The organism is Kitasatospora sp. NPDC002543, assembly GCF_053594915.1.
The window spans coordinates 35,857-52,168 of record NZ_JBSFWR010000057.1; the positions used below are offsets into that span (position 1 = coordinate 35,857).

The window sequence follows — 16,312 nt, forward strand, 5'->3', positions numbered from 1 at the left end:
CGAAGCCTGGGGTGCAGGCGTCACACGTCCAGGAAGCGGACGTCCTTGGCGTTGCGCTGGATGAAGGAGCGGCGGGCCTCGACGTCCTCGCCCATCAGCACGGAGAACAGCTCGTCGGCACGGGCGGCGTCCTCCAGGGTGACCTGGAGCAGCAGGCGGTGCTCGGCGTCCATGGTGGTGACCCGGAGCTCCTCGGCGTTCATCTCGCCGAGACCCTTGAAGCGCTGGATCGCGTCGTCCTTGGGCAGCCGGCGCCCGGCCTCCACCCCGGCGGCGATCAGCGCGTCGCGCTCGCGGTCGGAGTAGGCGTACTCGAAGTCGTCCTTGCCCCACTTGATCTTGTACAGCGGGGGCATGGCGAGGTAGACGTACCCGGACTCGACCAGCGGCCGCATGAAGCGGAACAGCAGGGTCAGCAGCAGGGTGCGGATGTGCTGTCCGTCGACGTCGGCGTCGGCCATCAGGACGATCTTGTGGTACCGCAGCTTGGACTCGTCGTAGTCCTCCTGGATGCCGCAGCCGAACGCCGAGATCAGCGCCTGGACCTCGGTGTTCTGGAGGACCTTGTCGATCCGGGCCTTCTCGACGTTCAGGATCTTGCCGCGGATCGGCAGGATGGCCTGGGTGCGCGGGTCGCGGCCCTGCTTGGCCGAGCCGCCGGCGGAGTCACCCTCGACGATGAAGATCTCGCACTCGGACGGGTCCTTGGACTGGCAGTCCGAGAGCTTGCCCGGCAGCGAGGCGGACTCCAGCAGGCCCTTGCGGCGGGTCAGGTCGCGGGCCTTGCGGGCGGCGACGCGCGCGGTGGCGGCCTGGATGGACTTGCGGATGATGTCCGCGGCCTCGTTGGGATTGCGGTCCAGCCAGTCGTTGAGCTGCTCGTGGACCACCTTCTGGACGAAGGTCTTGGCCTCGGTGTTGCCGAGCTTGTCCTTGGTCTGACCCTCGAACTGCGGCTCGCCGAGCTTGACCGAGATGATCGCGGTCAGGCCCTCGCGGATGTCCTCGCCGGAGAGGTTGTCGTCCTTCTCGCGGAGCAGCTTCTTGTCCCGCGCGTAGCGGTTGACCAGGCCGGTCAGCGCGGCGCGGAAGCCCTCCTCGTGGGTACCGCCGCCGTGGGTGTGGATGGTGTTCGCGAAGCTGTAGACCCCCTCGGTGTAGGAGGAGTTCCACTGCATCGCGATCTCCACCGAGATCGCCTTGTCCTTGTCCTCCGCCTCGAAGTCGATCACCGAGGGGTGGATGACCTCGCCCTTGCGGGAGTTGAGGTGGGCGACGAAGTCGGCGATGCCGCCGTCGTACTTGTACGTGACGGAGAGCGGCTTGCCGTCCTCGTCCGCGTGCTCGGGGCGCTCGTCGGTCAGCGAGATGGACAGGCCCTTGTTGAGGAAGGCCATCTCCTGGAAGCGGCGGGAGAGCGTCTCGAAGGAGTAGACGGTGGTCTCGAAGATGTCGCCGTCGGCCCAGAAGGTGACCGTGGTGCCGGTGCGGTCGGTCTCCGCGCCCTTCACCAGGGCGGCGGTCGGCGCGCCCATCTTGTAGTCCTGGGTCCAGATGTGGCCGTCCTTGTGGATCTCCACGGAGAGCCTGGTGGACAGCGCGTTCACCACGGAGACGCCTACGCCGTGCAGACCGCCGGAGACGGCGTAGCCGCCGCCGCCGAACTTGCCGCCGGCGTGCAGGACGGTGAGCACGACCTCGACGGCCGGCTTGTCCTGGCCGGGGACGATGTCCACCGGGATGCCTCGGCCGTTGTCGACGCAGCGGATCGCTCCGTCGGCCATGATCGTGACGTCGATGGTGTCGGCGTACCCGGCCATCGCCTCGTCGACGGAGTTGTCCACGACCTCCTGCACCAGGTGGTGCAGGCCGCGCTCGCCCGTCGAACCGATGTACATGCCGGGGCGCTTGCGGACGGCGTCGAGGCCTTCCAGCACCTGGATGTTGCTACCGGTGTAGGAAGCCTGCTCGGACTGGTCTGGGGTCTGGCTGGGGTTGCCGGAATCGGCCACGAAGCGCCCTCTCTGGCACAGCACGGGCCGCATCCCCCACCCCGTGCGGGCGGGCGTGCGACCACAGCGTTTCGACTCGGTTGCCACTAGCAACAGTGTTTGGCTTTCAGTCTACCGGTACGACTGACAGAGATGGGCGTTTGGCAGCCCTTGAGGGCAGATATGCCGCCCTGAATCCCCTCTGGACATGTCCCGATACTCGCCCGGGGGGCCCAGGGCGCCTGGCAGGGCTGTCAGGGGTTCCGGAAGATCGCCATCCGATCCGTGCCCCCGGCCGCGGTCCGGCGTCCCGGTCAGCCCCAGGTGTCGCCCGGCCCCTTGCTCCCCGGCGCGCGCAGCCGGCCGTAGCCGCGGACCGGCGCCGCCGGGCCGAGCACCTTGATGGTCCGGACCGTCCCGTGCCCCAGCTCGTGGTTCAGACGGGCCACCAACTGCCGTGCCAGCCAGCGCAGTTGGGTGGCCCAGGCGGTGGAGTCGCACTGCACGGTGAGCACCGCGGCCGCCTCGTCGTAGGAGGAGGGGTGGCAGTGGGCGGAGATGTCCGGGCCGACGATCTGCGGCCAGCGGCCCATCACCCCGCCGACGGCGGCCGAGGACTCCCAGCCGCGCTCGGTCAGCAGCCGGTTGAGCGCCGCGCCGAGCGGGACCGGGTCGCGGCCGTCCGAGCGGGCGCCGCTGCGCAGGCCGTGCCGCTTCGCCTCGCGCTTCTCCCGGACCTGCTCGCCGCGCTGGCGGGCGTTGGCCCGGGCCGCGCGCAGCGCCGAGCGGGCCAGGTCGGCGCCGGTCGGCGCGGGGACGCCGGCCTCGGCGGATCCGGGCTTGGGGGCACCGGCCCTGGGGGAGTGCTCCGCCGGCTCGCTCACGGCGATCTCCTTTCCCCAGCCTGTGGACAACGGTCGCGGTCGCGCTCCCGCCGAGCCGTCCAGCCTACGGGAGCGGGCGGGACCGTCGCTCCGCGGCGGGGCGCACGGTGCGGTGACGGTGGTACGGGGTGCGGGGTGGGTGGGGTGGGTGCCCCGAGGCCGGGGACGGAGGCAGGGGGGTCAGGCGTCGATCCGGCGCACCGCGCCGTCGGCGACCGCGAACCGGGCGCCGGCCAGCGCCTTCGGCACGTCCTCGGCGACCGCCGCGGTCACCAGCACCTGCTCGCCGTCGGCCACCAGCTCGGCCAGCCGGTCCCGGCGGGCGGCGTCCAGCTCGGCGAACACGTCGTCCAGGATCAGCACCGGCTCACCGCCGTCGGCCCGCAGCAGCTCGTACGAGGCCAGCCGCAGCGCCAGCGCGAACGACCAGGACTCGCCGTGACTGGCGTAGCCCTTGGCGGGCAGCGGGCCGAGCTTGAGCACCAGCTCGTCGCGGTGCGGACCGACCAGGGTGACGCCGCGGTCGACCTCCTGCTTGCGGACCGCCTGCAGCGCGTTCAGCAGCTGCTCCTCGGCCTGCTCGCGGCTGGTCGGCAGCTCGCCCTCGAAGGAGCTGCGGTACTCCAGGGCGGTCTCGCCGCCGCCGGGGGCCAGCTGCCCGTACGCGGCCGCCACCAGCGGCTGCAGGGCGGCCACCAGCTGGATCCGGAAGGCCGTCAACTCGGCTCCGGCGCGGGCCAGGTGGCCGTCCCAGACCTCCAGGGTGGAGAGGTCGGCGCCCTTGCCGCCGCCGGCCCGGCGGGCCATCGCGGCCGTCTTCAGCAGGGCGTTGCGCTGCTTGAGCACCCGTTCGTAGTCCTGCCGCACCCCGGCCAGCCGGGGTGCCCGGGCGGTCAGCAGCTCGTCCAGGAAGCGCCGCCGCTCACCCGGGTCGCCCTTGACCAGGCTGAGGTCCTCGGGGGCGAACAGCACGGTGCGCAGCAGGCCCAGCACGTCGCGCGGGCGGACGTTGTCGGAGCGGTTGATCCGGGCCCGGTTGGCCTTGCCCGGGGTGAGCTCCAGCTCGATCAGGGTGGACCGGCCGCGGTCCACCACCGAGGTGCGGACCACCGCCCGCTCGGCGCCCAGCCGGATCAGCGGGGCGTCGGTGGCCACCCGGTGGCTGCCCAGGGTGGCGACGTAGCCGATCGCCTCGACCAGGTTGGTCTTGCCCTGGCCGTTCGGACCGACGAAGGCGGTCACGCCCGGGTCGAGGGGAACCTCGGCCCGGGCGTACGACCGGAAGTCGGCGAGCGACAGATGCGCGACGTGCATGGCTGTGGACTGCGCCCGCCTTCTTGGGGAAAACCTGCCGGTTACTTGGACTCGACCGCGTGGCCGCCGAACTGGTTGCGCAGCGCGGCGATCATCTTCATCTGCGGGGAGTCCTCCTGGCGGGAGGCGAAGCGGGCGAACAGCGAGGCGGTGATCGCCGGCAGCGGCACGGCGTGGTCGATCGCGGCCTCGACGGTCCAGCGGCCCTCGCCGGAGTCGGCGGCCCAGCCGCGCAGCTTGTCCAGGTGCTCGTCGTCGTCCAGGGCGCGGACGGCCAGGTCCAGCAGCCAGGAGCGGATGACGGTGCCCTCCTGCCAGCTGCGGAAGACCTCGCGCACGTCGGTGACCTCGGGGGCGGCCTCCAGCAGCTCCCAGCCCTCGGCGAAGGCCTGCATCATCGCGTACTCGATGCCGTTGTGGACCATCTTGGCGAAGTGGCCGGCGCCCACGGCGCCCGCGTGCACCGAGCCGAAGTCGCCCTCGGGCTTCAGGGCGTCGAAGACCGGCAGGGCCTTCGCGACGTGCTCGGCGTCGCCGCCGTACATCAGCGCGTAGCCGTTCTCCAGGCCCCAGACGCCGCCGGAGACGCCGCAGTCCACGAAGCCGATGCCCTTGGCGGCGAGCGTCTCGGCGTGCTTGATGTCGTCGGTCCAGCGGGAGTTGCCGCCGTCGACCACGACGTCGCCGGGGGAGAGCAGCTCGGCGAGCTCGTCGACGGTCGCCTGGGTGGCGGCACCCGCGGGAACCATGACCCAGACCACGCGCGGGCCCTGGAGCTTGGTGACGAGCTCCTGCAGGCTCTCCACGTCGGAGATGTCCGGGTTGCGGTCGTAACCGATGACGGTGTGGCCGGCGCGGCGGATCCGCTCGCGCATGTTGCCGCCCATCTTGCCGAGACCGATGAGGCCGAGCTCCATGACCAAGTCCTTACCTGTGGTGACGTGCCTGCCGGCGGCGCCGTTGCCGCACTCCTTGAGCCTACGCGCTGGAGCGGGCCCGGCCGTCTGCGGTCGGGCCGGGCGGGGGAGACGTCCACAGGCTGTGCACAGCGGGTGTGCACAGCCTGTGGACGGTCGGACGCGGCGGGATCAGCCGGAGAGGCGGACCGGCATGATCAGGTACTGGTAGGCCTTGTCCTCCTCGGCGTCCACCGAGACCTTGCCGCTGAGCAGCGCGGGCTTGGTTGGGGTGGTGAAGCTGAGCTGGGCGAAGGGGGAGTCGATGGCCTTGAGGCCCTCCTCCAGGTAGCCCGGGTTGAAGGCGATCGAGATGGCGTCACCCTCCAGGGAGGCCTCGATCCGCTCGGTGGCCTGGGCGTCGTCGCCCGAGCCGGCCTCCAGCGTCAGCACGCCCTCCTCGAAGTTGAGGCGGACCGGGGTGTTGCGCTCGGCGACCAGCGAGACGCGCTTGAGCGCCTCCAGGAAGGGCTGGGTCTGGATCGCGGCGATCGCGTTGAACTCGGTCGGGAAGAGGCTGCGGAACTTGGGGAACTCGCCCTCCAGCAGCCGGGTGGTGGTCCGGCGGCCGGCGCCCTCGAACCCGATCAGGCCCTCGCCCGCGCCGCCCGAGGAGAGCGCGATGGAGACGTTGTCACCGCTGCCCAGGGACTTGGCGATGTCCTGGAGGGTCTTGGCGGGGACCAGAGCGACGGCGGAGATGTCCGACTGCTCGGGCTTCCACAGCAGGTCGCGGACGGCGAAGCGGTAGCGGTCGGTGGCGGCCAGGGTGATCCGGTCGCCCTCGATCTCGACCCGGACACCGGTGAGCACCGGGAGGGTGTCGTCCCGGCCGGCGGCGACCGCGGCCTGGCTGACGGCGGAGGCGAAGACGTCGCCGGAGACGGTGCCGGTGGCGGTCGGCATCTGGGGCAGCGCCGGGTACTCGTCCACCGGGAGGGTGGGGAGGGTGAAGCGGGAGCTGCCGCAGACCACGCTGACCCGCTGGCCGTCGGTGGAGATCTCCACCGGGCGGTTGGGCAGGTTGCGGGAGATGTCGTTCAGCAGCCGGCCGGAGACCAGGACGGTGCCGGCCTCCTCGACGTCCGCCTCCAGCTCGACCCGGGCCGAGACCTCGTAGTCGAAGCCGGACAGCGCCAGGCTGCCCTCCTGCGCGGTCAGCAGCAGGCCGGCCAGCACCGGCACCGGCGGCCGTGCCGGGAGGCTGCGGGCAGCCCAGGCCACCGCCTCCGCGAGGACGTCACGCTCCACCCGGAACTTCACCGGTAACCGCCTCCTGGATCGAGCGCTCCCGCTCGCACTCTGGTTCGTCTGATCTTGATCGTCGGTTCGGCTGTCCACCGAGCTCGCTCACTCCGCTTCCAGTCGCAAGGACAGTCTGACGTACTCCGCCGACAGACGGGGCAGACGGGCGGAAGCGACCCGAACGGTTGTCGGAGCCCGGTTGTCCACAGATTCGGGGCCCACCCACTTTGAAAGCAAGTCCGGGGTCTAAATGTGTAGTGGTAGTAGTAGGGCCTGTGGAAACCGTGGATAACCCCGTTTCCGCAGGTCAGGGCCCGAATTTTGTCCACAGGGACTGTGGACGGCGGCTGTGGACGGGCAGGCCGCGCTGTGGACAGCCGAGCGTTACCCACAGGCCACGCTCGGTATCCACAGGTTATCCCCAGGGCTGTCCCCAGATCCGGGCCCGGTTATCCACGGGCGCCGGTCAACTTTTCGTGACGCCTTTCACACCAGGGTATGAACGCCAGCTCACGGTTGTCGAACTGTGGACGGGGCTGTGGACAACCTGGGGATAACCTCCCCTCCCCTGGGGACAACCGGTGGACAACCCGGACGGCCCACTGCCGGGCCGTCAATTGTCCACACCCTGTGGATAACGGTTGTGCACAAGTCCACAGGCACCTGACCTGCGCGGAAGAGCGTAGCGGCGACGAGCCTGTGGACGAATTCTGGATAACTCCGCACGCACCCACCTGTGGACGGTGGGGAAGGGGCCGGTCCTGTGGACAACGGCCTTGCGCGCCCCCGGTTTTCGAATCACCGGTCAGTTGTTCGGCGCGGGCTGTGGACTGGCGGATCGTCCGTCGACGGCATCCCTGCCCAGCCGGGGCGCGGTGCACACCTGCGGGCACGGGAAAGGGCGTCAGGATTCGCTCCTGACGCCCTGGTGGTTCTGCTGGGGCCCCCGAGGGGCTCGGTGGCCCTGGTGGCCCTGGTGCGGCCTGTCCGGCCCGGGTACCGCGTCGCGCGGCACCCCGCTAGCTCTTGATGCGGTTGGTGAGTTCGGTGACCTGGTTGTAGATCGAGCGCCGCTCCGCCATCAGCGAGCGGATCTTGCGGTCCGCGTGCATCACCGTGGTGTGGTCGCGGCCGCCGAACTGCGCGCCGATCTTCGGCAGCGAGAGGTCGGTGAGCTCTCGGCAGAGGTACATCGCGATCTGCCGGGCCGTCACCAGCACCCGGCTGCGCGAGGAGCCGCAGAGGTCGTCCACACCCAGGCCGAAGTAGGCGGCGGTCTGCTGCATGATGACCTGCGCGGTGATCTCCGGGCCGGCGTCCTCGTCCCCGCCCGGGATCAGGTCCTTGAGGACGATCCCCGCCAACTCCAGGTCCACCGGGGCCCGGTTGAGGTTGGCGAAGGCGGTGACCCGGATCAGCGCGCCCTCCAACTCCCGGATGTTGCGGGTGATCCGGGACGCGATGAACTCCAACACGTCGGCGGGAGCGTTGAGTTGCTCCTGGATCGCCTTCTTGCGCAGGATCGCGATCCGGGTCTCCAGCTCGGGCGGGGTGACGTCGGTGATCAGGCCCCACTCGAAGCGGTTGCGCAGCCGGTCCTCCAGCGTGGTCAGCAGCTTGGGCGGCCGGTCCGAGGAGAGGACGATCTGCTTGTTCGCGTTGTGCAGGGTGTTGAAGGTGTGGAAGAACTCCTCCTGCGTGGACTCCTTGCTCGCGAGGAACTGGACGTCGTCCACGAGCAGGATGTCCATGTCCCGGTAGCGGCGGCGGAAGGTGTCCGCCTTGCCGTCCCGGATCGAGTTGATGAACTCGTTGGTGAACTCCTCCGAGGACACGTAGCGCACCCGGGTGCCCGGGAAGAGACTGCGCGAGTAGTGCCCGATGGCGTGCAGCAGGTGGGTCTTGCCCAGCCCGGACTCGCCGTAGATGAACAGCGGGTTGTACGCCTTGGCGGGGGCCTCGGCGACCGCCACCGCCGCCGCGTGCGCGAAGCGGTTGCTGGCGCCGATGACGAAGGTGTCGAACAGGTACTTGGGGTTCAGTCGGGCGGCGGGCTCGTCCTTGCGGGAGCCGCCGGCCGGGGGAGCGCCGGGCGGGGCGGGCACCCCGGGGACACCGGGACGCTCGGCGGAGCGCTCCGGGGCGGCCTTCTCGGCCGGGCGTCCGCCGGTGGGGCGGGAGCCGCCGGCCCGGCGGCCGGCGCCGGTGCGGGGCTGCTCGTTCGGGCCGGGGCCGTAGGCACCGCCGAAGAGGTCGCCCTGGGTGGTCGCGGGCGGACCGGGGACGGGCCGCGGCGCCGGGCGGGGCGCGGGCTCCTCCGCGTCGCGGTAGGCGGGCGGCTGCTCCTGGTAGCCCTGCCAGCCGGGACCGCCGCCGGGGCCGCCGTACGGGGCCTGGCGCTGCTCGTAGCCGCCGGTGTCGTAGCGCGGGCGCTCGTAGTCCTGCTCGTACTGCCCCTGCTCGTACGGCTGCCCCTGCTCGTAGGAGCGGCCCTGTTCGTACGGCTGCTGGTAGCCCTGGCCGCCGTAGTCGGGGCCGTCCTCCTCGTCCGGGCCCGGGTAGGGCTCGGCGGGGGCCTGGGGGGTGGGTGCGGGGGAGGTCGGCGCCGCGTTGGCGTCGACCATCACGGCGATCCGGACCGGGCGGCTGAGCTCACGGCTGAGGGCCTCGGTCAGCTGCGGCAGCAGCCGGCCCTCCAGCACCTGCTTGGCCCGCTCGTTCGGGGTCGCCAGCAGGGCGGTGTCGTGCATCATCCACATCGGCTGGGTGCGCTGCACCCACTGCTTGTCCATCTCCCCGACATCGGGGTCGCTGACCAGCCGCTCGACGACCCTGGCCCAGACCGGGACGAGGTCGCTGTTGACATCAGCCACTGGTGCACGCTTTCCAAGAACAAACCAGACAAGTTCTGCAACGGTAGTCAGCGAACAGGGCGGGATCAAGTCGTTGTCCACAGGCTGTGGGCAGGGCGGGCGGGAGCGGGCCGGTTTGACCCTCGCGCCCCGTCCCGCGTACCGTAACCAGGTCGAGTTGTCGATGGCCGCTGCCGCATGTCCGCGGGTCCACCCGCTCCATAAGGCGCGCAGCACGGGCGCCGTGGATTGCCTCAGACCCCAGCCGAACTGGGGCGATGGGCCGGATTTCCGATATCAGGGGAGATCACGCGGACGCACGGTGACGGCCAAGCGACCCCCCGTCATCCTACGATTCACCTCAGGAGCCCCCGAGTGAGCAAGCGCACCTTCCAGCCGAACAACCGTCGTCGCGCGAAGACCCACGGCTTCCGGCTGCGTATGCGTACCCGCGCCGGCCGCGCCATCCTGGCCGCCCGCCGTGGCAAGGGCCGCGCCAGCCTGTCCGCCTGATCCGCGCCAGAGTCTGTTGTGCTGCCCTCCGAGAATCGGCTGCGGCGGCGCCAGGACTTCGCGACCGCGGTGAAACGCGGTCGCCGGGCCGGCCGGCCCCTTCTGGTCGTCCATCTCAGCAGAGACGGTGACCCGCAGGGACCGACCGACCGGACCAGCGACTTCCGCCCGCACGTCGCCGAGGGGACTCCTTCGGCGCGTGCGGGTTTCGTCGTGAGCAAGGCCGTTGGCCCGGCGGTCGTGCGCAACCTGGTCAAGCGCCGGTTGCGCCACCTCGTTCGTGATCGTCTCTTCAGGCTGCCCGCCGGTAGCCTGATAGTGGTGCGTGCGCTGCCCCAGGCCGCGACCGCCTCGTACCAGGACCTCGAACGTGACCTGGACGCGGCACTGAAGCGGTTGCTGAGGACGGAGCCCGCCGCCACGGCGCCGACGGGAGCAGGGCGATGAAGTACCTGCTGATGGGTCTGATCAGGGTCTACCAGTGGACCATCAGCCCACTGCTCGGTCCGGTCTGCCGCTATTACCCCTCCTGCTCGCACTACGGCTACGAGGCCGTGCGGGTGCACGGGGCGGTCAAGGGCGGCGGCCTGACCGTCTGGCGCATCCTGCGCTGCAACCCCTGGTCGCCTGGCGGGGTGGACCACGTTCCGCCGCGCAAGCACCCGGTGTGGCACCGCCGGCTGCGCGATCTGCTGAGCCCCAAGAGCGGGACCGCCGAGCCGGAGCCGGTGGCGAAGCCCGATGCCCAAGGAGTCTGACCGGTGACCTTCGGTTTTCTGAGTCCCCTCTACACGGCGGTGTCCTGGATCATCGTCCAGTTCCACTCGCTGTACAGTCACGTCTTCAATCCGGACGGTGGCTGGGCCTGGGGTCTGTCCATCGCCTCGATGGTCGTCGTCATCCGGATCTGCCTGATCCCGCTCTTCGTGAAGCAGATCAAGGCGACCCGGGCCATGCAGGCGATCCAGCCGAAGATGAAGGCCATCCAGGAGCGCTACAAGAACGACCGGCAGCGCCAGTCGGAAGAGATGATGAAGCTGTACAAGGAGGCGGGTACCAACCCGTTCTCCAGCTGCCTTCCCATCATCGTCCAGGCGCCCTTCTTCACCGCCCTCTACGGCGTGCTCGCCAAGGTCGCCAAGGGCCAGGACATCGGGGTCATCCACGGTGACCTGCTGGTGAGCGCCGGCAAGGCGCACATCTTCGGCGCCCCGCTGTCCGCGACCTTCGTCGGCAGCGGCGAGACCAGCGTCAAGATCGTCACCGCCGTGATGATCATCCTGATGTCGCTGTCGCAGTTCGTCACCCAGCGCCAGCTGATGACCAAGAACGTCGACCTCACGGTGAAGACGCCGTTCATGCAGCAGCAGAAGATGCTGATGTACGTCTTCCCGATCATGTTCGCCGTGATGGGCATCAACTTCCCCGTCGGTGTCCTGGTCTACTGGCTGACCACCAACGTCTGGTCGATGGGCCAGCAGCTGATCGTCATCCACAACAACCCGACCCCGGGCAGCAAGGCCTTCCAGGAGCGCCAGGAGCGACTGAAGAAGGCCGGCCGGCTGCGTCCGGACGGTACGGAGATCAAGGGCGCGCTCTGGGGCATGCTGCCCCCGTCCAAGGCGGCCGTGAGCGAGGCGGCCAGCGCCGCCGCGGTGGTCGAGGAGTCGGCCCAGGCCGCACGCCGCCAGCAGCCCCGTCGGCAGACCAAGGCGCAGCGCCAGCACGGCGCCACCGGACAGCCGACCGTCGAACTGGGCAAGGACGCCCCGGCCGAGGAGCCCGCGGACTCCGCCCCGGCGGATTCCGCCCCGGCCGACTCCGCTGCCAAGCCGGCGCCCGCCAAGCAGACCGCGGCCAAGCCCGCCGGTACCAAGCAGGGCACCCGGCAGCAGCCGAAGCGCGGTGGCGGCCAGCGGCCGAAGAAGAAGTCCTGACCGGTCCCGCGCCCGTTGTGACAGCCGCGAAGAGCTTCGTCCCCGGCCCGACAGACGGGCCCATCTCCGAAGGAGTCCATCAGTGACGGAAGGCACCACCTCCGCCGTCGAGGCCGAGGCCGAGGCCGGCGCCGACGAGAGCCTCATCTCCCGCCTGGAGCAGGAGGGCGACATCGCGGCGGACTACCTGGAGGGTCTGCTCGACATCGCGGACCTCGACGGTGACATCGACATGGACGTCGAGGGCGACCGCGCCCTGGTCTCCATCGTCAGTGACGGCAACGACCGCGCGCTGCAGCGCCTGGTCGGCCAGGACGGCGAGGTGCTGGAGGCGCTCCAGGAGCTGACCCGGTTGGCTGTCCACCGGGAGACCGGTGAGCGCAGCCGCCTCATGCTGGACATTGCCGGCTTCCGGGCCCGCAAGCGCGAGGAGCTGGCGGTGCTCGGCGCCAAGGCCGCCGAGCAGGCCAAGAGCAGTGGCGAGCAGGTCAAGCTGCGGCCGATGACTCCCTTCGAGCGCAAGGTCGTCCACGACGCGATCGCCGCGGCCGGCCTGCGCAGTGAGTCCGAGGGCGAAGAGCCCCAGCGGTGCGTGGTCGTGCTGCCGGTCTGAGGCCGACAGGTCGACGACCGGCCGCCGCGGCGGCCGGAGAGCTTCACCGGACGCGACCCCGTCCGCCTCGTGCGGGCGGGGTCGTCGTCCCTTGTGGGATGTTTCACGTGAAACAGTGCGTTGAGCGGGTCGGTGGATCCGGGGATCGGAGAGGTCGAGATGGACACGGAGAACGCGGCTGCCGGCCGGCCGGGGGCGGACGTGGACCCGGCCGCCGAGGGGCGGGCCACCGAGCTGGACCAGCTGGCCGAGGCGCCGGCCGTCGCCCGGGAGGTCTTCGGTGAGCGCTACGACGCCGCGGTCCGCTACACCGAGCTGCTGGCCACCGCAGGGGTGCAGCGCGGGCTGATCGGGCCCCGCGAGGTGCCCCGGCTCTGGGACCGCCACGTGCTGAACTGCGCGGTGCTGGCCGAGCTGCTGCCCTCCGGGACCACCCTGTGCGACGTCGGCTCCGGGGCCGGCCTGCCGGGCATCCCGGTGGCGCTGGCCCGTCCGGACGTCTCGGTGACGCTGCTGGAGCCGCTGCTGCGCCGGACCACCTTCCTGGAGGAGGTCGTCCGGGAGCTGGGGCTGGACAACGTCACGGTGCTGCGCGGCCGTGCCGAGGAGATGGTCGGCAAGCTCGCGGTGGACGTGGTGACCGCCCGGGCGGTGGCACCGCTGGACCGGCTGGCCGGCTGGGGCATGCCGCTGCTGCGCCCGCACGGGCAGATGCTGGCGCTCAAGGGGGACAGCGCCGAGCAGGAGCTGGCCGACTCGCGGGCCGGGCTGGCCAAGCTGGGCGCGGTCGAGTGGAACGTCATCGCGGTCGGCGAGGGCACCCTGGAGACCTCGACCCGGGTGGTCCAGGTGAAGGCGGGGGAGAGCCCCGGCGGGGTCAAGGCGGCCACCCGGCGCGCCAAGGCGGCCCGGGCGGGCCGCGCCGCGACCGTCCGCGGCGGCGAGCGCGGCCGGGGCGGGCGGCGCCGCAGCCGCTGATCCGGCGTGACACCGGACACGTGCCGGCCACGGGCGGACGGTCCTCCCGCGAGGGGGGAACGTCCGCCCGTCGTCGTTCAGGTGACGGCCCGGTCGACACCGGGGCACCGGAGTGTCGCAACGTCAGATTTCCGGCATAGCGGGCATGGTGTTTCACGTGAAACGTCGCTCCTTGCTCTCGGGCATCCTCCGCCGTGACCGGGCGGCGACTGTTGCCGCTCCGGTTTCACGTGAAACACTGACTCCCATGCAGGACTCGGAGACCGTCGACCAGATCGATGACACGCCCATCGCACGGGCTGCCCAGGCTGCGGTTCAGGCGATCGGCCGAGCGGGCGAGGGACTGCCCCGGCCCGCCGCCACCCGGGTGATCGTGGTCGCCAACCAGAAGGGTGGGGTGGGCAAGACCACCACCACCGTGAACATGGCCGCCTCGCTCGCCATGCACGGCCTGCGCGTCCTGGTCGTCGACCTCGACCCGCAGGGCAACGCCTCCACGGCGCTCGGCATCGACCACCACGCCGAGGTGCCGTCCATCTACGACGTCCTGGTGGAGGGCAAGCCCCTGGCCGACGTGGTGCAGCCGGTGCACGACGTCGAGGGGCTGTTCTGCGTCCCCGCCACCATCGACCTGGCCGGCGCCGAGATCGAGCTGGTCTCCCTGGTGGCCCGGGAGAGCCGACTGCAGCGCGCCATCGCCGCGTACGAGCAGCCGCTCGACTACATCCTGATCGACTGTCCGCCCTCGCTGGGCCTGCTGACGGTCAACGCCCTGGTCGCCGGCCAGGAGGTGATGATCCCGATCCAGTGCGAGTACTACGCGTTGGAGGGCCTCGGCCAGCTGCTGCGCAACGTCGAGCTGGTGCGTGCGCACCTCAACCCCGCACTGCACGTGTCGACCATCCTGCTCACCATGTACGACGCCCGGACCAGGCTGGCCGCCCAGGTCGCCGAGGAGGTCCGGACCCACTTCCACCAAGAGGTGCTGAGCACGGCGATCCCGCGCTCGGTGCGCATCTCGGAGGCGCCCAGCTACGGGCAGACGGTGCTCACCTACGACCCGGGTTCGACCGGGGCGCTCTCCTACCTGGAGGCCGCCCGCGAGCTCGCGCAGCGTGCGGTGGGCCCGGGCGGTTCGCTGGTGGGTCAGCAGCGGGACGGCCAGCAGGGGCACGGCGCCCCGGTGGCACAGCACGGCACGACGGAGGGTCATCAGTGAGTGCTCGCAGGGTTGGTCTGGGCCGAGGGCTGGAGGCGTTGATCCGCCCCGCCGCGCCGGTGGACGGCGGGGCGGAGGCGAAGCCCGCGGCAGCCGCGCCCGTACCGGCCTCGGTGACGCCGCTGCCCAGCGGCCGCGGCACGGTGGCGGCCCGGGCGGCCGCGGAGAAGCGGGCCGAGCGGGCGCAGCCGGCCGGCGCGTACTTCGCCGAGCTGCCGCTGGACGCGATCACCCCCAACCCCCGCCAGCCGCGAGAGGTCTTCGACGAGGACAAGCTGGCCGAGCTGGTCACCTCCATCAAGGAGGTCGGTCTGCTCCAGCCGATCGTGGTGCGCCAGGTCGGTGCCGACAGCTTTGAGCTGATCATGGGGGAGCGCCGCTGGCGCGCCTCCCGGGAGGCCGGGCTGGAGCGGATCCCGGCGATCGTCCGGGCCACCGAGGACGACAAGCTGCTGCTGGACGCCCTCCTGGAGAACCTGCACCGCGCCGAGCTGAACCCGGTGGAGGAGGCCGCCGCCTACGACCAGCTGCTGCGGGACTTCTCCTGCACCCACGAGGAGCTGGCCGACCGGATCGGCCGCTCGCGCACCCACGTCTCCAACACCCTGCGGCTGATGAAGCTGCCGTCGTCCGTCCAGACCCGGCTGGTGGCCGGGACGCTGATGGCCGGGCACGCCCGGGCGCTGCTCGGACTGTCGGACCCGGAGCAGCAGGAGCGGCTCGCCGCGCGGGTCATCGCCGAGGGCCTCACGGTGCGCAACGTCGAGGAGATCGTCGTCCTGATGCGCTCGGAGGAGCCGGACAAGCCCAAGCGCCAGGCGCCGAAGGCGGGCAAGCTGAACTCCCCGGCCTTCAACGACCTGGCGAGCCGGCTGTCGGACCGCTTCGACACCCGGGTCAAGGTCGAGGTGTCGCAGCGCGGCGGCAGGCTGGGCAAGGGCAAGGTGGTGCTGGAGTTCGGTTCGGTGGAGGACCTGAACCGGATCCTGGACAGCATGGCTCCGGGGGAGGACGGTCTGCGGCTGTCGCAGGGCTGAGCCGGACCGGCCCGCCGAGGGTGACGACCCGATGGGTGCGTGTTCCACGTGGCGTTGTTTCACGTGAAACACGCACCCATCGGCGTTCGTGGGGGAATGCTCGACCGTGAGAGGGAGGAGGAGGTGCGGCCATGGGACGGCGGATCGCTCCGCTGACGCTGGACAACCTCGGGGACCTGCCGACGGGCTGCCGCTCCTGCGTGTTCTGGGAGCTGGACCCGGTCAGTGCGAAGGAAGCGGTGGAGTCGGGCAAGCCGGAGCTGGAGAAGGAGGGGTGGATCTCCACGGTGCTGCTGGAGTGGGGCTCCTGCGGTCGGATCGTCTACGTGGACGACCGGCCCGCCGGGTTCGTGCTGTACGCGCCGCCCGCCTACGTCCCCCGCTCGCAGTCCTTCCCGACCAGCCCGGTCTCGCCGGACGCCGTTCAGCTGATGGTCAGCCGGGTGCTGCCGGGCTACCAGGGGCAGGGGCTCGGCCGGGTGCTGGTGCAGACCGCGGCCAAGGACCTGATCGGGCGCGGGGTGCGGGCGATCGAGGCCTTCGGCTCCTCCGGGCGGGAGCCGACCAGCTGTGTGCTGCCGGCCGACCACCTGCTCGCGGTCGGTTTCAAGACCGTCCGCCCGCACGAGCGCTACCCGCGGCTGCGGCTGGAGGCACGGACCACGCTCTCCTGGCGGGCGATCCTGGCGCCCTCGCTGCTCGGCGGCTTCGTGCTGCTCTTCGGCAGCGCCTTCGCCGCCTACGCGACGGCCGCCGCCATGGTGGGCGCGACC

General features: G+C 71.1%; 15 protein-coding genes. 9 read left to right on the forward strand and 6 right to left on the reverse strand.

Annotated features, from left to right (window positions below; translation table 11 throughout):
* Positions 1–20 precede the first annotated feature (20 nt).
* The 6 genes from gyrB to dnaA all read right to left on the reverse strand — a co-directional run bounded on the left by gyrB (position 21) and on the right by dnaA (position 9,263).
* Positions 21–2,036 carry a DNA topoisomerase (ATP-hydrolyzing) subunit B gene (gene gyrB / locus ACWD4P_RS23185; protein WP_359828052.1) on the reverse strand — a complete coding sequence of 672 codons (2,016 nt, stop codon included), beginning with the start codon at positions 2,034–2,036 and terminating at the stop codon, positions 21–23.
* Positions 2,037–2,305: 269 nt separating this feature from the next.
* A complete protein-coding gene (locus tag ACWD4P_RS23190; RefSeq protein WP_449780891.1) occupies positions 2,306–2,785 on the reverse strand; it encodes a DUF721 domain-containing protein in 480 nt (159 codons plus the stop codon).
* 270 nt (positions 2,786–3,055) lie between these two features.
* On the reverse strand, positions 3,056–4,189 hold the full coding sequence (recF, locus tag ACWD4P_RS23195; protein ID WP_359828054.1) for a DNA replication/repair protein RecF: 1,134 nt from the start codon (positions 4,187–4,189) through the stop codon (positions 3,056–3,058).
* Between the two features lie 41 nt (positions 4,190–4,230).
* Positions 4,231–5,106 carry a phosphogluconate dehydrogenase (NAD(+)-dependent, decarboxylating) gene (gnd, locus tag ACWD4P_RS23200; protein ID WP_359828056.1) on the reverse strand — a complete coding sequence of 292 codons (876 nt, stop codon included), beginning with the start codon at positions 5,104–5,106 and terminating at the stop codon, positions 4,231–4,233.
* 171 nt (positions 5,107–5,277) lie between these two features.
* The gene (dnaN, locus tag ACWD4P_RS23205; RefSeq protein WP_359828058.1) at positions 5,278–6,408 is read right to left on the reverse strand and encodes a DNA polymerase III subunit beta; all 1,131 of its coding nucleotides are present in this window, start codon (positions 6,406–6,408) and stop codon (positions 5,278–5,280) included.
* Positions 6,409–7,409: 1,001 nt separating this feature from the next.
* Positions 7,410–9,263, reverse strand: coding sequence for a chromosomal replication initiator protein DnaA (dnaA, locus tag ACWD4P_RS23210; RefSeq protein WP_449780887.1), 1,854 nt, complete (start codon positions 9,261–9,263; stop codon positions 7,410–7,412).
* Positions 9,264–9,617: 354 nt separating this feature from the next.
* On the opposite strand from dnaA, the gene rpmH reads away from it, so the two are divergent.
* From rpmH to ACWD4P_RS23255, 9 genes are all read left to right on the forward strand, one after another.
* Positions 9,618–9,755, forward strand: coding sequence for a 50S ribosomal protein L34 (rpmH, locus tag ACWD4P_RS23215; protein WP_030059672.1), 138 nt, complete (start codon positions 9,618–9,620; stop codon positions 9,753–9,755).
* Between the two features lie 18 nt (positions 9,756–9,773).
* A complete protein-coding gene (gene rnpA, locus ACWD4P_RS23220) occupies positions 9,774–10,202 on the forward strand; it encodes a ribonuclease P protein component (RefSeq protein WP_359829997.1) in 429 nt (142 codons plus the stop codon).
* On the forward strand, positions 10,199–10,513 hold the full coding sequence (gene yidD / locus ACWD4P_RS23225; protein WP_350743783.1) for a membrane protein insertion efficiency factor YidD: 315 nt from the start codon (positions 10,199–10,201) through the stop codon (positions 10,511–10,513). The genes rnpA and yidD overlap by 4 nt, the downstream gene beginning before the upstream one ends.
* A gap of 3 nt (positions 10,514–10,516) precedes the next feature.
* On the forward strand, positions 10,517–11,692 hold the full coding sequence (yidC, locus tag ACWD4P_RS23230) for a membrane protein insertase YidC (protein WP_359829995.1): 1,176 nt from the start codon (positions 10,517–10,519) through the stop codon (positions 11,690–11,692).
* Positions 11,693–11,774: 82 nt separating this feature from the next.
* On the forward strand, positions 11,775–12,305 hold the full coding sequence (locus ACWD4P_RS23235; protein WP_359829994.1) for a Jag family protein: 531 nt from the start codon (positions 11,775–11,777) through the stop codon (positions 12,303–12,305).
* A 159-nt stretch (positions 12,306–12,464) separates the two neighbouring features.
* Positions 12,465–13,283, forward strand: a complete 819-nt coding sequence (rsmG, locus tag ACWD4P_RS23240; RefSeq protein ID WP_359829992.1) for a 16S rRNA (guanine(527)-N(7))-methyltransferase RsmG — start codon at positions 12,465–12,467, stop codon at positions 13,281–13,283.
* A 274-nt stretch (positions 13,284–13,557) separates the two neighbouring features.
* Entirely contained in the window at positions 13,558–14,502 is a 945-nt protein-coding gene (locus tag ACWD4P_RS23245) for a ParA family protein (protein WP_359829999.1), read from the forward strand.
* Positions 14,499–15,539 (forward strand): ParB/RepB/Spo0J family partition protein, encoded by a 1,041-nt coding sequence (locus ACWD4P_RS23250; protein ID WP_449780888.1) that lies wholly within the window; start codon positions 14,499–14,501, stop codon positions 15,537–15,539. Before ACWD4P_RS23245 ends, ACWD4P_RS23250 begins: the two co-directional genes overlap by 4 nt.
* A gap of 131 nt (positions 15,540–15,670) precedes the next feature.
* The coding region (locus ACWD4P_RS23255) for a GNAT family N-acetyltransferase (protein WP_449780889.1) at positions 15,671–16,312 on the forward strand (642 nt) is incomplete at its 3' end.